The following is a 16,999-nucleotide window of genomic DNA, read 5'->3' as shown; positions in this document are numbered from 1 at the left end:
TGGGCGGGCTCGAGCATCGGAAGCGAGCCTGCCCGGAATGGAACTGCCCGGCCGCATGTGCGCGACCGGGCGTGTCGTTCACAAGCGCGATCAGGCGCCCGACTTCACCTTGGTCCACAGGCGCGTGACGGTGCGCTGTTCCTTCGGACCGTAGGGGGTCGTGGTGTAGAGGTTGGCGGTCGCCTCCTCGGAGGGGTAGATCGCCGGATCGTTGATCACGTCGTCGTTCAGCATCTCCTGAGAGGCCTTGTTGCCGTTGGCGTAGTAGACGTAGTTGGACGCCTTCGCCATGACATCGGGACGCATGATGTAGTTCAGGAATTCATGGGCTTCCTCGACGTTCTTGGCGTCGGCGGGAATGGCCATCATGTCGAACCACATCAGCGCGCCTTCCTTCGGGATGGCATATTCGACGGTCACGCCATTGTCGGCCTCGGCGGCACGGTCACGCGCCTGCAGCACGTCGCCAGACCAGCCCACCGCCACGCAGATGTCGCCGTTGGCGAGCGCGTTGATGTATTCGGAGGAGTGGAACTTCTGGACGTAGGGCCGGATGTCCATGAGGACCTTCTCGGCCTTGGCGATGACTTCCGGGTCCTTGGAATCGGGATCTTCGCCGATGTAGTTCAGCGCGGCCGGAATCATCTCGACTGGCGCGTCAAGGAAGTGCACGCCGCAGGAGGCGAGCTTTTCCATGTTGGCGGGATCAAGCACCAGCGACCAGCTGTTGACCGGGGCGTCCTCGCCGAGGGCTTCCTTCACCTTCTCGACATTGTAGCCGATGCCGGTGGTGCCCCACATGTAGTTGATCGCGTACTCGTTCTGCGGATCGTACTTCTTCGTGCGCTCCTCGATGGCGTCCCACATGTTGTCGCGATTGGAGAGCTTCGAGTCGTCGAGCTTCTGGAAGACGCCGGCCTGGATCTGGCGAGCCAGGAAGGTGCCCGACGGCACGACGACGTCATAGCCGGTGGAGCCGGCCAGCAGCTTGGTTTCGAGAACCTCGTTGGAGTCGAACACGTCGTAGACGACCTTGATGCCGGTCTCTTCGGTGAACTCGGTGAGGATTTCCTCGTCGATGTAATCGGACCAGTTGAATACGTTGACGACACGCTCCTGCGCGGTCGCGGCGACGGCGGAAACGCCGAGCGCAAGCGCGGAAACGGTCAGAATTGTCTTGATGCGGTTCATTCCATTCTCCTCTGTGTCCGGCGGCGCGATTCTGGGGCGGATTTGCCGTCGCCCTCGCCGGTTATGGATCAAAAGACGCCATGCCCACGAGTTAAGCAGGGACCGAGCCTCTCGTGCAATGGTAATCCTCTACATGGCGGGTTTGACGCCTGTGTCTACAGGTAGGTTTCGTGTTCGAGGCGCGAAATGCGCTCGTCGAACACGGCCTGCTCCGCCTTCTTGATCTCCGCGAAGATGTGCCGGAAATCGGCACCCAGAGCGTCGGCCACGAAGCTTGACGCCTCAAAGGCCTCGACGGCCTCTTCCATGTAGTCGGTTAGCTCCGCACCCTTGGTATCGCCCTCGTAGGCATTGCCGACGATGGGCTCCGGCGGCTCGATGCCTTCCTCGATCCCGTGCAGGATTCCGGCCAGCAGCGCGGCTGCCACGAGGTGGGGATGGGCGTCGGCACCGGAGATGCGGTGTTCGAGACGGCGCGCCTTGCCGCTCCCGGAGGGAATGCGCACCGCGACCGAGCGGTTGTTCTCGCCCCACGCGACGCGCGTCGGCGCGTAGCTGCCCGGTGCAAGGCGGCGATAGCCATTGAAGGTGTTCACGAAGACGGCGAGCGCATCGGTCATGGAGGCGAGTGTGCCGCCGACCGCGTTGCGCAGCAGTGTTTCGCCACGCTTGGGGTCGGCGAAGACGTTGTTGCCGTTTTCGTCCTCGAGGCTGACATGCACGTGCATGCCGTTGCCCGGCCAGTGCTGGAAGGGCTTGGACATGAACGAAGCCCGATGGCCGTGGCGGCGCGCGATGCCGGCGATCATCCGGCGCAGAAGCAGCGCCTCGTCGGCCGCAAGCATGGCATCAGCCCGGTGCAGCAGGTTGATCTCGAACTGGCCGGGGCCTGCTTCGGAAATGATGGTGTCCATCGGCAGCCCCTGAATGGCGGCTGCATCGTTGATATCGGCGAAATAGTCCTCAAGGCCCGACAGGGTGTTGATGGAATACATCTGCTGGCGCTCAGGCCCGGCCATCGGCCCGATATGGGGCAGCGGGCTCTGCATGGCGTCGGCCTCGAAATCAGGCTTCAGCAGATAGAATTCGAGTTCGAACGCGCAGACCGGATTCAGGCCCTTCTCGCGAAAGCGCGCCAGCACCTTTTCGAGCACGTGGCGCGGGTCGGCATACCACGGCGTGCCGTCGCCCTCGTACATGCTCATCAGGAGTTGGGCTGCCGGGCGCTTCGACCACGTCACGCGCTTCAGGCTGCCGGGCACAGCGAGGCACTTGCCATCGAGGTCGCCGGTTTCGATGTGCAGGTCGGTTTCGGGAACCTCGCGGCCCCAGATGTCGAGACCAAAGATGGAAAGCGGCAACGGCACGCCGTCGCCGAACGCCTTGCGGGCTAGGTCCGGCGGGCCCCACTTGCCGCGCAGGATGCCGTTTGTGTCGGGCACCAGCATCTGCACCGTCTCGATATCGGGGTTCTCGGCGAAGAAGGCATCCGCCTCGTTCATGTCGCGGCTGAGCGGAACGTGTTTCATGTCGGGGTGAGCCTGAAATTGATGATCGCCGATCATATGGGCGCGACCGTCGGCTGTCATCTTTCGCAAGCGCGAAGAGGTAAACGCACGCGGTTTGCGGAAGCTCGCGCCATCGGCTAGCTTGGCGCACACATCAGGGCAGGATTCCGCCCTGCGCCCCGGCCCTCGCGGCTGCGCGGTGCGGGCTTTTGCGGACTTCGCCCATCCCGACAACCCCAGACCGGCACGGTACGCTTGGCTACGGATGACGCCACGAGCAAAGAACTGACGATTTCCATTCGATCCGACCGCGGAGTCGCGACCGTCGACGAGGCCCGCGCCTGGCTTCGGGCGCGCCGAACCTCCGAGGTGGAATGCATCGTGCCGGACCAGTCCGGCGTCGCGCGCGGCAAGCTGATGCCGGTGTCGAAGTTCTTCTCCTCCGACGGCATGAACATGCCGCAGTCGATCTTCTACCAGACGATTTCGGGCGACTACCCGGAATTGAACGACATCGCGACCATCGACCCGGCGGACGGCGACTACGTCTTCAAGCCGGATTTCTCGACGCTGACGATGGTGCCGTGGGAAACCGATCCGACGGCGCAGATCATCCATGATGCGTTCCACCGCGACGGGCGTGCCGTCGACATCGCGCCGCGGCAGGTGCTGCGCAAGGTGGTGAAGCTGTTCGAAGGCCGCGGGTGGAAGCCGATCGTCGCGCCGGAGATCGAGTTCTACCTCGTGAAGCCGAACACCGATCCGGACTATCCACTGGAGCCGCCGGTCGGCCGCTCCGGGCGGCCGGAGGTCGGGCGCAAGTCGTTCTCGATCAGTGCGGTCAACGAGTTCGATCCGCTGTTCGACGACATCTACCGGTTCTCCGAAGCGCAGGGGCTGGAGATCGACACCCTCATCCACGAAGAGGGCGCCGCGCAGATGGAGATCAACCTGCGTCACGGCGAGCCGATCCCCCTCGCCGACCAGGTCTTCACCTTCAAGCGCACGATCCGCGAAGCCGCGCTGATGCACGACGTCTATGCGACGTTCATGGCCAAACCGATCGCCAGCGAGCCGGGATCGGCCATGCACATCCACCAGTCCGTGGTGGACATGGAGAACGGCCGCAACATCTTCTCGACCGAAGAGGGCAACCCCTCGGAGGAGTTCTTCGCATTCATCGCAGGGCAACAGAAGTACCTGCCTCAGGTGATGTGCGTGCTGGCGCCCTACGTGAACTCCTACCGGCGGCTGGCGCGCGGTTCGACCGCGCCGATCAACACTCACTGGGGTTACGACAACCGCACGGTCGGCATCCGCATCCCGCCGTCGAACGCGGCAGCCCGTCGCGTGGAAAACCGCATCCCCTCCTCCGACGCCAATCCCTATCTCGCCATTGCCGCCTCGCTGGCTGCGGGCCTTCTGGGGATCGAGGAAGGGCTGGCACCGGCCGAGCCGATTTCGGGCAGCGCGCGCGAACTGCCGCACGACCTGCCGCGCGGCCTGCACGATGCGGTCGAACTGTTCAACGCGTGCGACCCGATCCGCGAGATGCTGGGCGAGAATTTCGTGACCGTCTACAGCGAGATCAAGCGCGAGGAACTGGAGACGTTCATGCGGGTCATCAGCCCGTGGGAACGCGAATACCTTCTGCTCAACGTCTAACGGCTACCGGGACCAGAACCGATGAACCTTGCCGCGAACCTGTCAACCGAGGACCTTCAGAACCTCGACACCGCACACCACCTGCACCCCTTCACGGACTATGCCGCGCTCGCCAAGGAAGGCAGCCGCGTCATCACCAAGGCGGACGGGTGCTACCTTTGGGATTCCAACGGCAACCGCTATCTCGACGGGATGGCGGGCCTGTGGTGCATGCAGGTCGGCTACGGGCGGCACGAGATTGCAGATGCCGTGCACCGGCAGATGCTGGAACTGCCCTACTACAACACCTTCTTCAAGACGACACATCCGCCTGCGGTGGCGCTGTCGCAGAAGCTTGCGGAGCTGACGCCCGAGGGCCTCGACCACGTGTTCTTCGCGGGCTCGGGGTCGGAAGCCAACGACACCGTGATGCGCATGGTGCGCTACTACTGGGCGCGCGCCGGAAAGCCGGAGAAGCAGGTCATCATCGGGCGCAAGTTCGGCTACCACGGCTCGACGGTCGCCGCTGCCGCGATGGGCGGCATGGGCGGAATGCACGAGCAGGCCGGGATGATCCCCGGCGTCCATCACATCACCCCGCCCTACTGGTTCGACATCGGCCGCGCGCAGGGCATGAGCCCGGAAGAGTTCGGCCGGGCAGCCGCGCACGAGCTTGAAAAGGCCATCGACGAAATCGGCGAAGACAAGGTCGCCGCCTTCATCGCCGAGCCGATCCAGGGCGCCGGCGGCGTCATCATCCCGCCGGAAAGCTACTGGCCGGAGGTGAAGCGCATCCTCGCAGAGCGCGACATCCTGTTCATCGCGGACGAGGTGATCTGCGGCTTCGGGCGCACCGGCGAATGGTTCGGGTCCGACTATTACGGGCTGAAGCCCGACCTGATGCCGATGGCCAAGGGCATGTCGTCCGGCTACCTGCCGATCTCCGCCGTCATGGTGTCGGGCAAGGTGCTCGAGCATCTTGTGGGCGAGGGCGGCGAGTTTTACCACGGCTATACCTATTCCGGTCACCCGGCCTCGTGTGCCGCAGCGCTTGCCAATATCGAGATCCTGCAGCGCGAGAAGATCGTCGAGCGCGTGAAATCGGTCGCCGCTCCTGCGCTCCAGAAGGCCTGGTTTGCGCTGGAGGACCACCCGCTGGTGGGGGAGGCGCGCATGGTCGGCCTCGTCGGTGCGCTGGAACTGGTGCCGGACAAGTCCGACATGTCGAAGCGCTTCGCACCAGTGGGCGAAATCGGCACGCTGTGCCGCGACATCTCGTTCCGAAACGGCCTCGTCATGCGCGCCGTGCGCGATGCGATGATCATCTCGCCGCCGCTGGTCATCTCCGAAGACGAGATTGCAGAACTGGCGCGGCTCGTGCGCAAGACGCTGGATGACACCCACGCGGAACTGAAGTCACGCGGGATGGTGGCCTGACATCCCATGCCGCAGCCAAGCGGGTATCCGTCCGGGTCCTACTACGCAGCGACCGCGAACCCGTTCGAGGCTTGCGCGCCGCTAACCGGTGACATGCGCGCGGATGTCTGCGTCATCGGTGGCGGTTACGCGGGCCTGTCGGCAGCACTTCATCTCGCCGAAAAGGGGTTCGCCGTGACGCTGCTGGAAGCCGAGCGCATCGGCTGGGGCGCATCGGGCCGCAACGGTGGACAGCTTCACCCCGGCATGCGGCGCGACCAGGCGACGCTTGAAGCTTCCGTCGGCAAGGAACACGCGCGCAGGCTGTGGGACCTCGGCGAAGATGCGCGCCACCTCGTGGGCAACCTGATCGACCGCCACCGCATCGACTGTGCCTACACGCCCGGCCTCATCCACGGCATTCACAAGCCGGCCTATGTCGACGAGTACCGCCGCGACGTCGAGCACCTGCGCGAGACCTACGGCTACGACCTGATCTCGCTCCTCAAGAAGAGCGAGCTGGAAGCAAAGGTCGGCGCGAAGGGCTATCACGGCGGCACGCTGGACATGGGCGGCGGGCACCTGCACCCGCTCAATTTCGCGCTCGGCATCGCGGGCGCGGCGCAGCGCGCCGGAGCGAGCCTCCACGAGCAAAGCCGCGTGACGAAAATCGAACGCGGGCGCAAGGTGCGAGTCGAGACCGAGGGCGGCAGCGTGACGGCGGATTTCTGCGTCGTCGCCTGCAACGGCTACCTCGACCGGCTGCTGCCGGAGGTCGCGCGGCGCGTGCTGCCGATCAACAACTTCATCGCGACCACCAAGCCGCTGAGCGACGAGATGGCGCGCAGCCTGATCCGCGACCGGGAGGCCGTCTCCGATTCCCGTTTCGTCGTCTATTACTACCGCCTGACGCCGGACAACCGGATGCTGTTCGGCGGGGGTGAATCCTATTCTTCGCAGTTCCCGAGCGACATCGCAGGCTTCGTGCACCCGCACATGACGAGCGTCTATCCGCAACTGGAAGGCGTGGAGATCGACCACGCATGGGGCGGCACGCTCGCCATCACCATGAAGCGGATGCCCTATATCGACCGGCTGGATGCGAACCTCTACACGCTCGGCGGGTTCTCGGGACAGGGCGTGGGCATCGCGCCGCTTTCAGGGCAACTGGTGGCGGAAGCCATCGGCGGGCAGATGGAACGCTTCGACGTGTTCTCCACGCTGAAGACGCCGGAATTTCCCGGCGGGACCATGCTGCGCCGGCCGATCATGGCGCTGGCGCTGATGTGGTTTGCGCTACGCGACCGCCTGCCCTTCTGAGGCCTTCGCCGCCACCCGGCGCTTCAGGTCGCGGGCCGCAAACGCATAGCCGCCGTCATCCCCATCCACGAAGTGCACGTGCTCGTGCTGCTCCAGGCTGAAGACGAGGCAGGTCATTAGCGCCGCATCTGTCCGGTGGATGCCGTGCACGAGTTCGCCCGCCGCATGGCGTGTGGCGAGGTGGTCTTCCAGCGCATCGGCCTGCAATTTCGAGACGTCGAGCACCATGCGCAGGTGGCCGTCATACTTGCGGAAATCGGTGTTGGTGCGCAGTTCCGGAAGGTACTTCTCCGGGTCGTAGGCCCCGATCTTGAGGCCGGTGACCTGCGCGATGCCCTGGATGATGCTTTCGCCCAGCAGCCGCAGGTAGCGCGGAATGGTACCGGCGCGCCCGGCCGTCGCTCTCGCCTCCATCCACAGCGCACGCGGTGGAAACCGGAATTTCAGAGATGCCTTGGTGACCGGGGTCACGGACACCGACGGCGATTCCAGAATACGCTCAAGCGCTTCCAGCACCTCATCCAGAACCTTGGCGCGGTCGGCATTGGTGTCGGCGAGCGGGCGCACGATCACGTTCATCATCACGCCCGATTGCGTTTCGAGCGGTTCCCAGCGGCAGGACAGGCCCTCAAGGTCGGGCGGTTCGTCGTCCGGCGCGGAGACGGCGAAGGCTGTCTCGGTTTCGTCCTTCAGGATCACATCGGCCATGTCGAGGCCGTCGCCTGCGAACATGGCGAGATGATTGCCGGGGCTCAGTTCGTACTTGCGCACCGAAAGGTCCGCACCGCGACGGCGCAGCTCCGAGACGGGGATCGCGTTCGCGCGCAGCTTCAGGCCAAAGGTTTCCGGGGCGTTGTTGGCCAGTCGCGCCAGAGCCGTGCGCGCGTCGTCGGCCAGTTGCGGCGGCACGATCACCATGCCGCCGTCACCGCCAAACGTGTAGGGGAGATCGGTTTCGCCGCAGGCATTGAGGATCGCGGTGATCGTCGCCGCGCCAAGCATGTTGACGTCCTTGTAGCGGCCTTCGGCGATGGCCGCCGTCGATCCGACCACATCGGACACCAGCACCACCCAGTCACCGGGCAGCGCAACATAGTCCTCCAGATCGACGATATCGTCGAAATCCGTGAACCATGGCAGATCGGCGTAGAAGCTGTCCCCGGCCGGCGCACTGCCGGTCAATTCTGATTTTTCCATCCAGTGCTGGAAATGGGGAGAAGGTCGGCTGCGAACAAGCGCGCGGTCAGCCTTTTGCTCTTCTGCTCGCTGCAATGTGATCGAGGATCGGATCCAGCGCGGTGCCGGGCATGTTCAGCGCCCAGCCGCCATCGACCGGGATAACCGCGCCGGTGAGGTAGCTCGCAAAGTCCGAGCCGAGATACATGCACAGGTTCGCGACGTCGCGCGGGATGCCGACGCGCTTCATGGGCACGCTCTTACGGACCTCCTCCATCGCCTCGGGCGTCGGCGCGAGGCGGGACATGCCTTCCGTGCCGTCGATGGGACCGGGAATGACCGAATTGATGCGGATGCCTTCCTCGCCCCATTCGAGCGCCAGCGTCTTCGTGATCATGTCGACGCCGGCCTTGGCGGCACAGACATGCACCTGCCCCGTCATGGCGACCACGGCCTGCGGCGCGGAAATGTTGACGATGGACGCACCCGGCTTGCGCAGGTGCTGGTAGGCGGCTGTCATCACGTGGTGGGTGCCGAGGAGGTCGATCTCCATGACGGCGCGAAAGCCATTCGAGGAAAGGTCGTTGGCGCGCGCGGGGAAGTTCCCTGCGGCCCCGGAAACCAGCACGTCGATCTCGCCGAAGGTTTCGGCGGCCCTGGCGAAAGCGGCAGTCACGGCATCCACGTCGCGCACATCGGCGATTGCGCCCTCAGCCTTCGCGCCGAGATTCTGCAACTTGGCGACCGCAGCCTCGACCTTTTCGGGCCGGCGCGAGAACACGAAGACATTGGCGCCGGCTTCGGCAAAGGCTTCCGCGATGCCGAGATTGATGCCGCTGGTCCCGCCCGCCACGAAAACCGTCTTGCCTGCGTAATCGAACATGGTGTGCTTCCCCGGATGTGTTGCCGCTTGCCGCTGCTTGGCTCATTGTGGCCGAGCCGCCGCGCCGCGTCGATGGGAATGCCGGGCGTGGTTCAATCCGGAGTTTCGCGTGCCCTCCCTCATCCGATCCGTGCTGGTAGCCATTGCCGTGCTCGCGTCAATTCCGGGCGCGCGGGCCGAACCGCTGACCGTTCTCGCCGCCGCCAGCATGCGCGACGCGATGAACGAGATCGGAACTGCCTTCACCGCCGAAACGGGCCGGGACGTGCGGTTCTCCTTCGCGGCTTCTTCGGCGTTGGCGCGCCAGATCGCGGCAGGGGCGCCGGCGGACATTTACGTCTCCGCCAGTTCAGGCTGGATGGACTACCTGGAAACCGAGAACAGGATCGCCGCCGGCACGCGCCGCACCATCGCGGGCAACCGGCTCGTCATCATCGCACCGTCAGGGGCGCTTCGCGGGCAGATTTCAGGCGCGGCGCCGGACTTCGACGCACTTCTGGGCGAACGCGGGCGGCTCGCCATCGGCGACCCGGACCATGTGCCCGCCGGCATCTATGCCCGGCAGGCGCTGGAAGCGTGGGGTGTCTGGGACGCGGTCGAGCCGCGCCTTGCCCGCGCCGACGACGTGCGTGCCGCAGTGACGCTGGTCGCGCGCGGGGAAACGCCACTCGGCATATCCTACGCGACCGATGCCGCGCTGCTGGAGCAGGTCTCCGTCGTCGCCGTCATCCCCGACAATCTCCATGACGCGATCGTCTACCCGGCGGGCGTGGTCGCGGGGCATGAAGAGGCCGGACAACCGTTCATGAATTTCCTCGGCAGCGAGGCGGCGCAGGCGATCCTTCAGCGCTTCGGCTTTTCTGTAGAGTGAGGCCATGACGTTCGCCCTGTCGGAAACGGAGTTGCAGGCCCTGCTGCTGAGCCTGAAGGTCTCGGCGGCGGCGGTTGCATTCGCGCTCCCACTGGCGGTCGCAACCGCGCTGCTGCTGACGCGTTCGTTTCCCGGCCGCGCGGTGCTGGACGCGGTGGTACACCTGCCCATCGTGCTGCCGCCGGTGGTCGTGGGCTACCTGCTGCTCATCACGCTCGGATTGAACGCGCCGCTGGGACGGTTCCTCGATGAAACCCTCGGACTGCGCTTCATGTTCTCGTGGACGGGTGCGGCGCTGGCAGCCGGGCTCATCACGTTTCCCTTTCAGGTGCGCGCGATCCGGCTGGCGCTGGAGGCCATCGACCCCGGGCTGATGCAGGCAGCAGAGACGCTCGGCGCTGGCCCGCTCGACCGGTTCGTATCGGTGACGCTGCCGCTCGCGGCACCGGGCATCCTGGCCGGTGCGGTCACGGCTTACGCCGCAAGTCTTGGCGAGTTCGGCGCGATCATCACCTTCGTCTCCAACATTCCCGGCGAGACGCGGACGCTTCCGCTTGCGATCTACACGGCGATCCAGACACCGGGCGGCGAGGCGGCAGCAGCGCGGCTGGTGGCGCTGTCGGTGCTGCTGGCATTTGCCGGGCTGATCGGGTCGGAACTGGCCGCGCGCCGGGTGAAGAGGCTGACAGGCTCGTGAGCATCGACGTCTCCTACCAGCACGGCTTCAACGCCTTTGATCTCGACATCGGCTTTGCCGTCGACCAGCCGGGCATCACCGCGCTGTTCGGCCCCTCGGGCAGCGGGAAGTCGACAACGATCAACGTCATCGCGGGGTTGCTGAAACCGCGCAGCGGGACGGTGCGCCTCAACGGCGAAGCCGTACTGGACACCGCGACCCGCACGAACGTCGCGGCCCGCAAGCGGCAGATCGGCTACGTCTTCCAGGATTCGCGGCTGTTCCCGCACCTGAATGTGCAGCGCAATCTCGATTTCGGTGCGAAGCGCGCCCGCGACCCGCTGGGCCGTGCCGCGCGTGGGCAGGTGATCGAGATGCTGGGGCTTGGCGAGCTGACCGCGCGCATGCCCCGGCAGCTTTCCGGGGGCGAGCGCCAGCGCGTCGCGCTCGGACGTGCGCTGCTGAAGAACCCCTCCGTGCTGTTGCTGGACGAGCCGATGGCCTCGCTCGATTCCGCCCGCAAGGCGGGCATCATGCCCTACCTCGAACGGCTGCGGGACGAGGCGCGCATCCCGATCCTGTTCGTCAGCCATTCCATCGACGAGGTCACGCGGCTCTCCAACGATATCGTCGTGATCGACAAGGGTCGCGTCGCGGCAAGCGGACCGGTGGACGAAATCATGGCCCGCCTCGACCTCTTTCCCCTGACCGGTCGCTTCGAAGCGGGGGCGGTGCTGGAAGGCACCGTCGCGGCGCACCTCGATGACGCCGAGATGTCCCAGATCGACGTCGGCGGAAATTCCTTCCTCGTGCCGCGCGTGCGCGAGGAGATCGGCGCACCGCTGCGGCTGCGCGTGCGCGCCCGCGATGTGATGCTGGCGAGCGAGAAACCGGGCGCGATCAGCGCCAACAACGTGCTTGCCTGCACCATCGCTGCGCTGCGCGAGGACAAGGGACCCTATGTCGACGTACGGCTCGATTGCGCCGGCACGGCGCTGCTGGCGCGCATCACCAAGCTTTCGCGTGACCGGCTGTCGATCCGGGAAGGGGCGCCGGTCTGGGCCGTCATCAAGTCGCTGAGCGTGGAACGCACACCGGCGCGCGGCGCGAAAGCCAGCTAGGAACCACCACCGCTAGCCGCGCCCGTGCGGCGCGTCCCAGTCCATGTCCGGGCCGATGGGCACGATCCCGCTCGGGTTCACCGACTCGTGGCTGCGGTAGTAATGCAGCTTGGCGTGTTCGAGGTTGGTGGTCTCGGCGATACCCGGCTGCTGGTACAGGTCGCGGGCATAGGGCCACAGGTTGGGATAGTCGGTGAGGCGGCGCAGGTGGCACTTGAAGTGGCAGTTGTAGACCGCATCAAACCGGAACAGGGTCGGGAACAGCCGCCAGTCGGCCTCGGTTGTCTCGTCGCCGGTGAGATAACGTGACTTGCCGAGCTTCTCGTCGAGCCAGTCCATCGTCTCGAACAGCGGCTTCACGGCCTTTTCGTAAGCGTCCTGGCTCTTGGCGAAACCGGCCTTGTAAACGCCATTGTTCAGCGTGTCGTAGACGCGCTCGTTGATCGCGTCGATCTCGTCGCGCTTGTCGTCCGGCACGTAGTCACCGGGCTTCGCGCCGATTTCGTCGAAGGCGGAATTGAACATGCGGATGATGTCGGCGGATTCGTTGGAGACGATGGTGTCGCGCTGCTTGTCCCAGAGCACCGGGACCGTGACCTTGCCGGTATAGTCGGATTTCGCCGTCTGGTAGACCTCGCGCAAGTAGTCCGCGCCGTTGACGGTATCAGGAACAACGCCCGGCGCTTCTTTGAAGGTCCAGCCGTCGTCGCCCATGTACCAGTGGACGACCGACACCGGGATCATGTCTTCCAGGCCCTTCAGCTTGCGAAAAATGAGCGCGCGGTGCGCCCACGGACAGGCCCACGCAACGTAGAGGTGATAGCGGCCATCCTCGGCCTTGAAGCCGCCCACGCCGTCCGGTCCGGCCTCGCCGTCCTTCGTCACCCAATTGCGGAACACCGACTCATCGCGCTCGAACGCACCATCGTCGTTGGTGGGCGCGACTTCGCCCGTCTGCCATTCGCCGTCGACCAGCATGCCCATGTCATTCGTCTCCTTGTGTGCACGAGGAGAACAAGCACATGTCCCGTTCGTTCCGAAAGGAAAGCGGGTCGAACGCACTGTTGCGCGCGCGGCAACACCTCACTCGGGCTTGCGGCAACCGTCGATCAGCAGCGAGAGATTGAGCGGCGAAGTGACCTTGGCGGGCAGGTAGGGCGCGTGGCAGGCGGCAAGCTGCAGGTCGCCGGCAGGAAGCGATGCGGGGCGCTCAATGGTCGCGCCACCCTCGATCTCCTGGCGAGCGCATTCGCGGATGCCGTCGTCACCGGAAACGCAGGCTTCCATAACGACCGTCCTGCTGCACTGGTTGGTGATGCCGTCGTCGCCCGCGGTCACGCAGCCATCATCGCGCGCGAAGCGTTCCGGCTGGATGAACATTGCGGCAACCAGCCCGCACATCGGCACGAGCACGAGGAAGGCAAGCGCATAGACCCAGATGCGGACCCGGCCGCGACGCGTTGTGAAAACACCCATTAGAGACCCTTGAACACCGGATGGCGGAAGCCAGACTACCGGCGCGCGTGCACCGGCTCGTGTTCCGCGACTTTGCCCGGCAGTTGGGCGATTTCAAGGATCAATTTCCGCCGCACGGCTTCCGCGAAGGTTGCTTCGCTGTCAGCGGTGATGACGAAGGATCCCGCGCCGCCGATCAACTGCTGGGTGAAGGCGGCTTCCAGGTCGTAGTCGACCGGCCGCCCGGAGCAGTTGCGGCACAGGATGGCGAGGCCGTTGATGGTAATCCCTGCGGCAAGCACCTCGTCGCGCGCCAGCGCAATCGGCGGCCCGGACCAGTTGTTGGCACTGTCGGCTGACAAGTCGAGCACGCGGCGCAGGCCACGGTGATTGTTCTCCTCGATCAGCTTCTTGCCGAAGAGCAGCGCCGCGCCGATTGCGTTGCGGCCGAATGCGAGGCGCGGCTTGCCGCGCAGTTCGGCGGCGAAGGCTTCCGCGCTGGCCGCATCCGAGATGACCGCCCAGTCCGCCACCACCTGCTGCGAGGCGGAATCCGCCCACTCGACATAAGTGATCGCGATGCGCCCGTATCCGCCCTGCGCGATGGCCGAGAGCACCTGCGGGTGGGTGATGGCACTGGCATAGCCCTCGCGCTGGAACTGGATCTCGCGGTCGTCGATCGAGCCGGTCGCATCAGCGAGCAGCACGAGTTCGAGGTCGACGTCGTAGCCTTGCGCGGGAGCCGGTGTCGGCAGGCTTAGGCACACGAACAGCAAGGCGGCGAGGATGATGCGCATCGTCTCGTCTCCGGGTCAGGACCTGATGCCGGCAAGCGTAGCATCGCGGTTACCGGACGCAACGGCAGTCGTTGTCACATCACCGCGAGAACGAACCCCAGCGCGAGAACGAGCAGGAAAACCGTCTCGCCGACGACGATCATCGCCTGCCTCGGCCCGACGGCGAACATCTCCTTCAGCGAGGTCTTCACCCCGAGTGCGGCAATCGCCATCACCAGCAGCCAGCGCGAGGTATCCGACAGCACGTCACGCACCACGCCCGGCACGACGCCGAGGCTGTTGATGCCCATGAGGATGACGAAGCCGACGAGGAACCACGGCAGGCCGACCGTACCCTTCTCCCCACCCCTGCCCCGGTTGAAGGCGAGGATGACCAGCAGCACGATGGGCAGCAGCGCGACGCGTTGCAGCTTGGTGAGCGTGGCCATGTCGCCGGCCACATCCGAGACCGAGTAGCCCGCGCCGACGACCTGCGCGACATCGTGCACCGTCGCACCGATGAGAAACCCGGTCTGGTTGTCATCCAACCCGAGCGACTTGAACAGCACCGGATAGAGAACCATCGCCAGGGTCGAGAGCGTGGTGACGGCGACCACGGTGAAAAGGGTGTCGCGTTCGGAGCGTTTTTCGGGTGACAGAACAGAGGTGATCGCGAGCGCCGCCGAAGCGCCGCAGATCGCGACCGCGCCACCGGTCAGCAGGCCGAAGTCGATCGAACGTCCCGCAAGGCGCGAGATCACCAGCCCGGCGACGATGGTGCTGGCGACAAAGACCACGATGGCCGCGACCGGGACCCAACCGTGGCCGAGGATGTCGGCGGCAGACAGCCGGATACCGAGCAGCGCGACGCCGACGCGCAGGACGGTCCGAGCGGAAAAGTCGATGCCGACGGCGGTCTTCTCCTCGGTGGCGAGGAAGTTGAAAGCCATGCCGATCAGCAGCGCGAAGAGCATCTGCGGCGCGCCGTAATGCTCCGAGAGGAAGACGGCTGCGGCGGCAATCGTGACGGCTAGCAGCAGGCCGCCGGATTTTTCCCGCGCTGAAGCGACCAGCCGTTCGCGCCTGCTTTCCAAGTGCCTGCCCCTCATCGTTTCCCCGCCGAGCAGCATGCAGGTTCTTCACGCCGCAGCAATGCCTGCTAGTCTCTGGCAGCCATGCAAGAGAGGGGCTTTTGATGCGCGATGAATTCTTCCAACCGGTCTCGGGCTTCGACCTGCCGCGTTTCGCGGGCGTGCCGACCTTCATGCGCCTGCCGCACGTGCCGCTGGAGGATGAGCGCATCGGCGAGGTGGATATCGGGATCATAGGCGCGCCGTGGGACGGCGGCACCACCAACCGGCCCGGCCCGCGCCACGGACCGCGCCAGCTTCGCGACTACTCCACCATGATCCGCGCCCAGAACGGGGCCAGCTGGGTGCGCCCGTTCGAGCTTGTCAATTGCGCCGACCTCGGCGATGTCGGCCCGAACCCGGCGGACGTGATGGACAGTCTCGAGCGCTTCACGCGGTACTACACGAAAGTCCAGCAGGCCGGGATCGTGCCGCTGACCGCCGGCGGCGACCATTTGTGCTCGCTGCCGATCCTGCGCGGGCTGGCGGCCAATGGCTCCCTGGGCATGATCCATTTCGACAGCCACACGGACCTGTTCCACAGCTATTTCGACGGCTGCATGTACACCCACGGGACGCCGTTCCGCCGCGCTGTCGAGGAAGAGCTGATCGACCCGGAGCGCGTGGTGCAGATCGGCATTCGCGGCACGGCCTATGACAGCGAAGACCGCGACTTCGCGGAATCCGTCGGCATCCGGATCATCGCCATCGAGGAGTTCTTTGCGCGCGGCATCGAGGACGTGATGGCGGAAGCTCGCGAAATCGTCGGCGAGGGCAAGACCTACGTCTCCTACGACATCGATTTCGTGGACCCGGCCTTCGCGCCGGGCACCGGCACGCCGGAAGTCGGCGGACCGAACTCGTTCCAGGCACTTCAGGTGGTGCGCGAACTCGACGGCGTGAACATCGTCGGCGCGGACCTCGTGGAGGTCTCCCCACCCTTCGACCAGGCCGGAGGCACGGCTTGGCTCGGCGTCTCGATCATGTTCGAACTGCTCTGCGTCATGGCGAACAACATCGCGAAGCGGCGCTAGGCGCTCGCGTCTACTGCAGGATGTTTTCCCAGCCGCGCATCGACCAAAGGTGACAGAAGATCAGGTTGAGCACCCCGTTGGCGCGCAGGGTGAGGAAGATCTCGTCGGGCAGTTCCGACAGCTTTTTCTCGTCGACGATGGCGAAGCCCGAAATCTGGCTCGTCTCGCCGCTGGGAAGCGTCACCTTGGCTTGCCGGTCGACGAAAATGCCGGCATCGGCGATGCGTTTGAACAGCACGCCGGAGACCTGCATCTGCTCGTCGAACGAAAGACAGAAGCGCAGGATGTTGTCGGCGATCCGGGTCGGCTTTCCGCCTTCGTAGATGCGCTGGCCGTCGCTGCCCTTCAGGCATTCGGCTTCGAGATCGGCGGCCAGTGACAGCCGCCCGCTTTCCGGGCTTCCAACGAGAATGAACGGGTAGCGGCGCACGAGGGCCGGAACATAGTGACCCGGCAGCCAGGCCCCGTCCGGCCCGATGAAGGCGTTGTGCTCCGCGCGCGGGCCAGCCACCGCGTAGGCCGACCACACGCCGTTATGCTCGCCGAACACGATCGGGTAGTGCATCGCGGCCTGCGGCAATTCGGCGGCGGCAATCGCGACGGCATTCAAGTGGGCTGCGTGGCGATGATCGTTGAGCGGGCCGAGCGTCAGGTCGGCATGGTCGCGGTTGTTGAGAACCGTCACCTGTCCGTACATCGTCTTGCGCGCCGGCTCCTCCGCCGCCGCGCTTCCAGCCTTCTTCGCCATGCCGGATCACTCCCCGTCGTGAAACACCGGGAACCCGCCTGCCAGCTTGA

16 protein-coding genes are annotated in these 16,999 nt (G+C 65.4%); 7 read left to right on the top strand and 9 right to left on the bottom strand.

Annotated elements, in window-relative coordinates:
- Window positions 1-90 precede the first annotated feature (90 nt).
- Both ACKTEK_RS01425 and ACKTEK_RS01420 read right to left on the bottom strand, forming a co-directional pair.
- Window positions 91-1,191, bottom strand: coding sequence for a polyamine ABC transporter substrate-binding protein (locus tag ACKTEK_RS01425; protein ID WP_409163454.1), 1,101 nt, complete (start codon window positions 1,189-1,191; stop codon window positions 91-93).
- 155 nt (window positions 1,192-1,346) lie between these two features.
- Entirely contained in the window at window positions 1,347-2,720 is a 1,374-nt protein-coding gene (locus ACKTEK_RS01420) for a glutamine synthetase family protein (protein ID WP_409163453.1), read from the bottom strand.
- Between the two features lie 234 nt (window positions 2,721-2,954).
- Between ACKTEK_RS01420 and ACKTEK_RS01415 the strand changes: the two genes are divergently transcribed.
- From ACKTEK_RS01415 to ACKTEK_RS01405, 3 genes are read left to right on the top strand one after another with little or no spacing between them, the layout of a single operon-like run.
- Complete coding sequence (locus ACKTEK_RS01415) at window positions 2,955-4,364, top strand: glutamine synthetase family protein (RefSeq protein WP_409163452.1); 1,410 nt, start codon at window positions 2,955-2,957, stop codon at window positions 4,362-4,364.
- A gap of 21 nt (window positions 4,365-4,385) precedes the next feature.
- On the top strand, window positions 4,386-5,780 hold the full coding sequence (locus ACKTEK_RS01410; protein ID WP_409163451.1) for an aspartate aminotransferase family protein: 1,395 nt from the start codon (window positions 4,386-4,388) through the stop codon (window positions 5,778-5,780).
- Between the two features lie 6 nt (window positions 5,781-5,786).
- Entirely contained in the window at window positions 5,787-7,079 is a 1,293-nt protein-coding gene (locus ACKTEK_RS01405; RefSeq protein ID WP_409163450.1) for an NAD(P)/FAD-dependent oxidoreductase, read from the top strand.
- Here the strand turns inward: ACKTEK_RS01405 and ACKTEK_RS01400 are convergent.
- Window positions 7,056-8,261 carry a DUF3095 domain-containing protein gene (locus ACKTEK_RS01400; protein ID WP_409163449.1) on the bottom strand — a complete coding sequence of 402 codons (1,206 nt, stop codon included), beginning with the start codon at window positions 8,259-8,261 and terminating at the stop codon, window positions 7,056-7,058. The two genes, ACKTEK_RS01405 and ACKTEK_RS01400, sit on opposite strands and share 24 nt — an antisense overlap.
- 61 nt (window positions 8,262-8,322) lie before the next feature.
- Window positions 8,323-9,138, bottom strand: a complete 816-nt coding sequence (locus ACKTEK_RS01395) for an SDR family oxidoreductase (RefSeq protein ID WP_409163448.1) — start codon at window positions 9,136-9,138, stop codon at window positions 8,323-8,325.
- Between the two features lie 109 nt (window positions 9,139-9,247).
- Here ACKTEK_RS01395 and modA point away from each other — a divergent pair, with 109 nt between their 5' ends.
- Genes modA through modC form a run of 3 tightly spaced genes read left to right on the top strand, consistent with a single transcriptional unit; the run spans window position 9,248 to window position 11,806 of the window.
- Complete coding sequence (modA, locus tag ACKTEK_RS01390) at window positions 9,248-10,009, top strand: molybdate ABC transporter substrate-binding protein (RefSeq protein WP_409163447.1); 762 nt, start codon at window positions 9,248-9,250, stop codon at window positions 10,007-10,009.
- A 4-nt stretch (window positions 10,010-10,013) separates the two neighbouring features.
- Window positions 10,014-10,706, top strand: a complete 693-nt coding sequence (modB, locus tag ACKTEK_RS01385; protein ID WP_409163446.1) for a molybdate ABC transporter permease subunit — start codon at window positions 10,014-10,016, stop codon at window positions 10,704-10,706.
- Window positions 10,703-11,806 (top strand): molybdenum ABC transporter ATP-binding protein, encoded by a 1,104-nt coding sequence (gene modC / locus ACKTEK_RS01380; RefSeq protein WP_409163445.1) that lies wholly within the window; start codon window positions 10,703-10,705, stop codon window positions 11,804-11,806. The genes modB and modC overlap by 4 nt, the downstream gene beginning before the upstream one ends.
- A gap of 12 nt (window positions 11,807-11,818) precedes the next feature.
- Here the strand turns inward: modC and ACKTEK_RS01375 are convergent, their stop codons facing one another.
- The 4 genes from ACKTEK_RS01375 to ACKTEK_RS01360 form a co-directional block, all read right to left on the bottom strand.
- The gene (locus ACKTEK_RS01375) at window positions 11,819-12,790 is read right to left on the bottom strand and encodes a glutathione S-transferase family protein (RefSeq protein WP_409163444.1); all 972 of its coding nucleotides are present in this window, start codon (window positions 12,788-12,790) and stop codon (window positions 11,819-11,821) included.
- Between the two features lie 99 nt (window positions 12,791-12,889).
- Window positions 12,890-13,282 carry a hypothetical protein gene (locus ACKTEK_RS01370; protein WP_409163443.1) on the bottom strand — a complete coding sequence of 131 codons (393 nt, stop codon included), beginning with the start codon at window positions 13,280-13,282 and terminating at the stop codon, window positions 12,890-12,892.
- Between the two features lie 35 nt (window positions 13,283-13,317).
- Window positions 13,318-14,058 carry a DUF1194 domain-containing protein gene (locus ACKTEK_RS01365; protein WP_409163442.1) on the bottom strand — a complete coding sequence of 247 codons (741 nt, stop codon included), beginning with the start codon at window positions 14,056-14,058 and terminating at the stop codon, window positions 13,318-13,320.
- 74 nt (window positions 14,059-14,132) lie between these two features.
- Complete coding sequence (locus ACKTEK_RS01360) at window positions 14,133-15,131, bottom strand: YeiH family protein (protein ID WP_409163441.1); 999 nt, start codon at window positions 15,129-15,131, stop codon at window positions 14,133-14,135.
- A gap of 101 nt (window positions 15,132-15,232) precedes the next feature.
- On the opposite strand from ACKTEK_RS01360, the gene ACKTEK_RS01355 reads away from it, so the two are divergent.
- The gene (locus ACKTEK_RS01355; protein WP_409163440.1) at window positions 15,233-16,201 is read left to right on the top strand and encodes an agmatinase; all 969 of its coding nucleotides are present in this window, start codon (window positions 15,233-15,235) and stop codon (window positions 16,199-16,201) included.
- A gap of 10 nt (window positions 16,202-16,211) precedes the next feature.
- Here the strand turns inward: ACKTEK_RS01355 and ACKTEK_RS01350 are convergent, their stop codons facing one another.
- Entirely contained in the window at window positions 16,212-16,949 is a 738-nt protein-coding gene (locus ACKTEK_RS01350; RefSeq protein ID WP_409163439.1) for a SapC family protein, read from the bottom strand.
- Between the last annotated feature and the right edge of the window lie 50 nt (window positions 16,950-16,999).

Source organism: Tepidamorphus sp. 3E244 (assembly GCF_046159835.1).
Lineage (GTDB): Bacteria > Pseudomonadota > Alphaproteobacteria > Rhizobiales > Tepidamorphaceae > JACKJK01.
This window is presented reverse-complemented; position numbering and strand designations above follow the sequence as displayed.

Bases quoted from the DNA above. Each gene is read 5' to 3' on its own strand.
- ACKTEK_RS01425 (WP_409163454.1), bottom strand. From the start codon at position 1,191: ATGAACCGCATCAAGACAATTCTGACCGTTTCCGCGCTTGCGCTCGGC.
- ACKTEK_RS01420 (WP_409163453.1), bottom strand. From the start codon at position 2,720: ATGAAACACGTTCCGCTCAGCCGCGACATGAACGAGGCGGATGCCTTC.
- ACKTEK_RS01410 (WP_409163451.1), top strand. From the start codon at position 4,386: ATGAACCTTGCCGCGAACCTGTCAACCGAGGACCTTCAGAACCTCGAC.
- ACKTEK_RS01405 (WP_409163450.1), top strand. From the start codon at position 5,787: ATGCCGCAGCCAAGCGGGTATCCGTCCGGGTCCTACTACGCAGCGACC.
- ACKTEK_RS01395 (WP_409163448.1), bottom strand. From the start codon at position 9,138: ATGTTCGATTACGCAGGCAAGACGGTTTTCGTGGCGGGCGGGACCAGC.
- modB (WP_409163446.1), top strand. From the start codon at position 10,014: ATGACGTTCGCCCTGTCGGAAACGGAGTTGCAGGCCCTGCTGCTGAGC.
- ACKTEK_RS01375 (WP_409163444.1), bottom strand. From the start codon at position 12,790: ATGGGCATGCTGGTCGACGGCGAATGGCAGACGGGCGAAGTCGCGCCC.
- ACKTEK_RS01370 (WP_409163443.1), bottom strand. From the start codon at position 13,282: ATGGGTGTTTTCACAACGCGTCGCGGCCGGGTCCGCATCTGGGTCTAT.
- ACKTEK_RS01365 (WP_409163442.1), bottom strand. From the start codon at position 14,058: ATGCGCATCATCCTCGCCGCCTTGCTGTTCGTGTGCCTAAGCCTGCCG.
- ACKTEK_RS01355 (WP_409163440.1), top strand. From the start codon at position 15,233: ATGCGCGATGAATTCTTCCAACCGGTCTCGGGCTTCGACCTGCCGCGT.
- ACKTEK_RS01350 (WP_409163439.1), bottom strand. From the start codon at position 16,949: ATGGCGAAGAAGGCTGGAAGCGCGGCGGCGGAGGAGCCGGCGCGCAAG.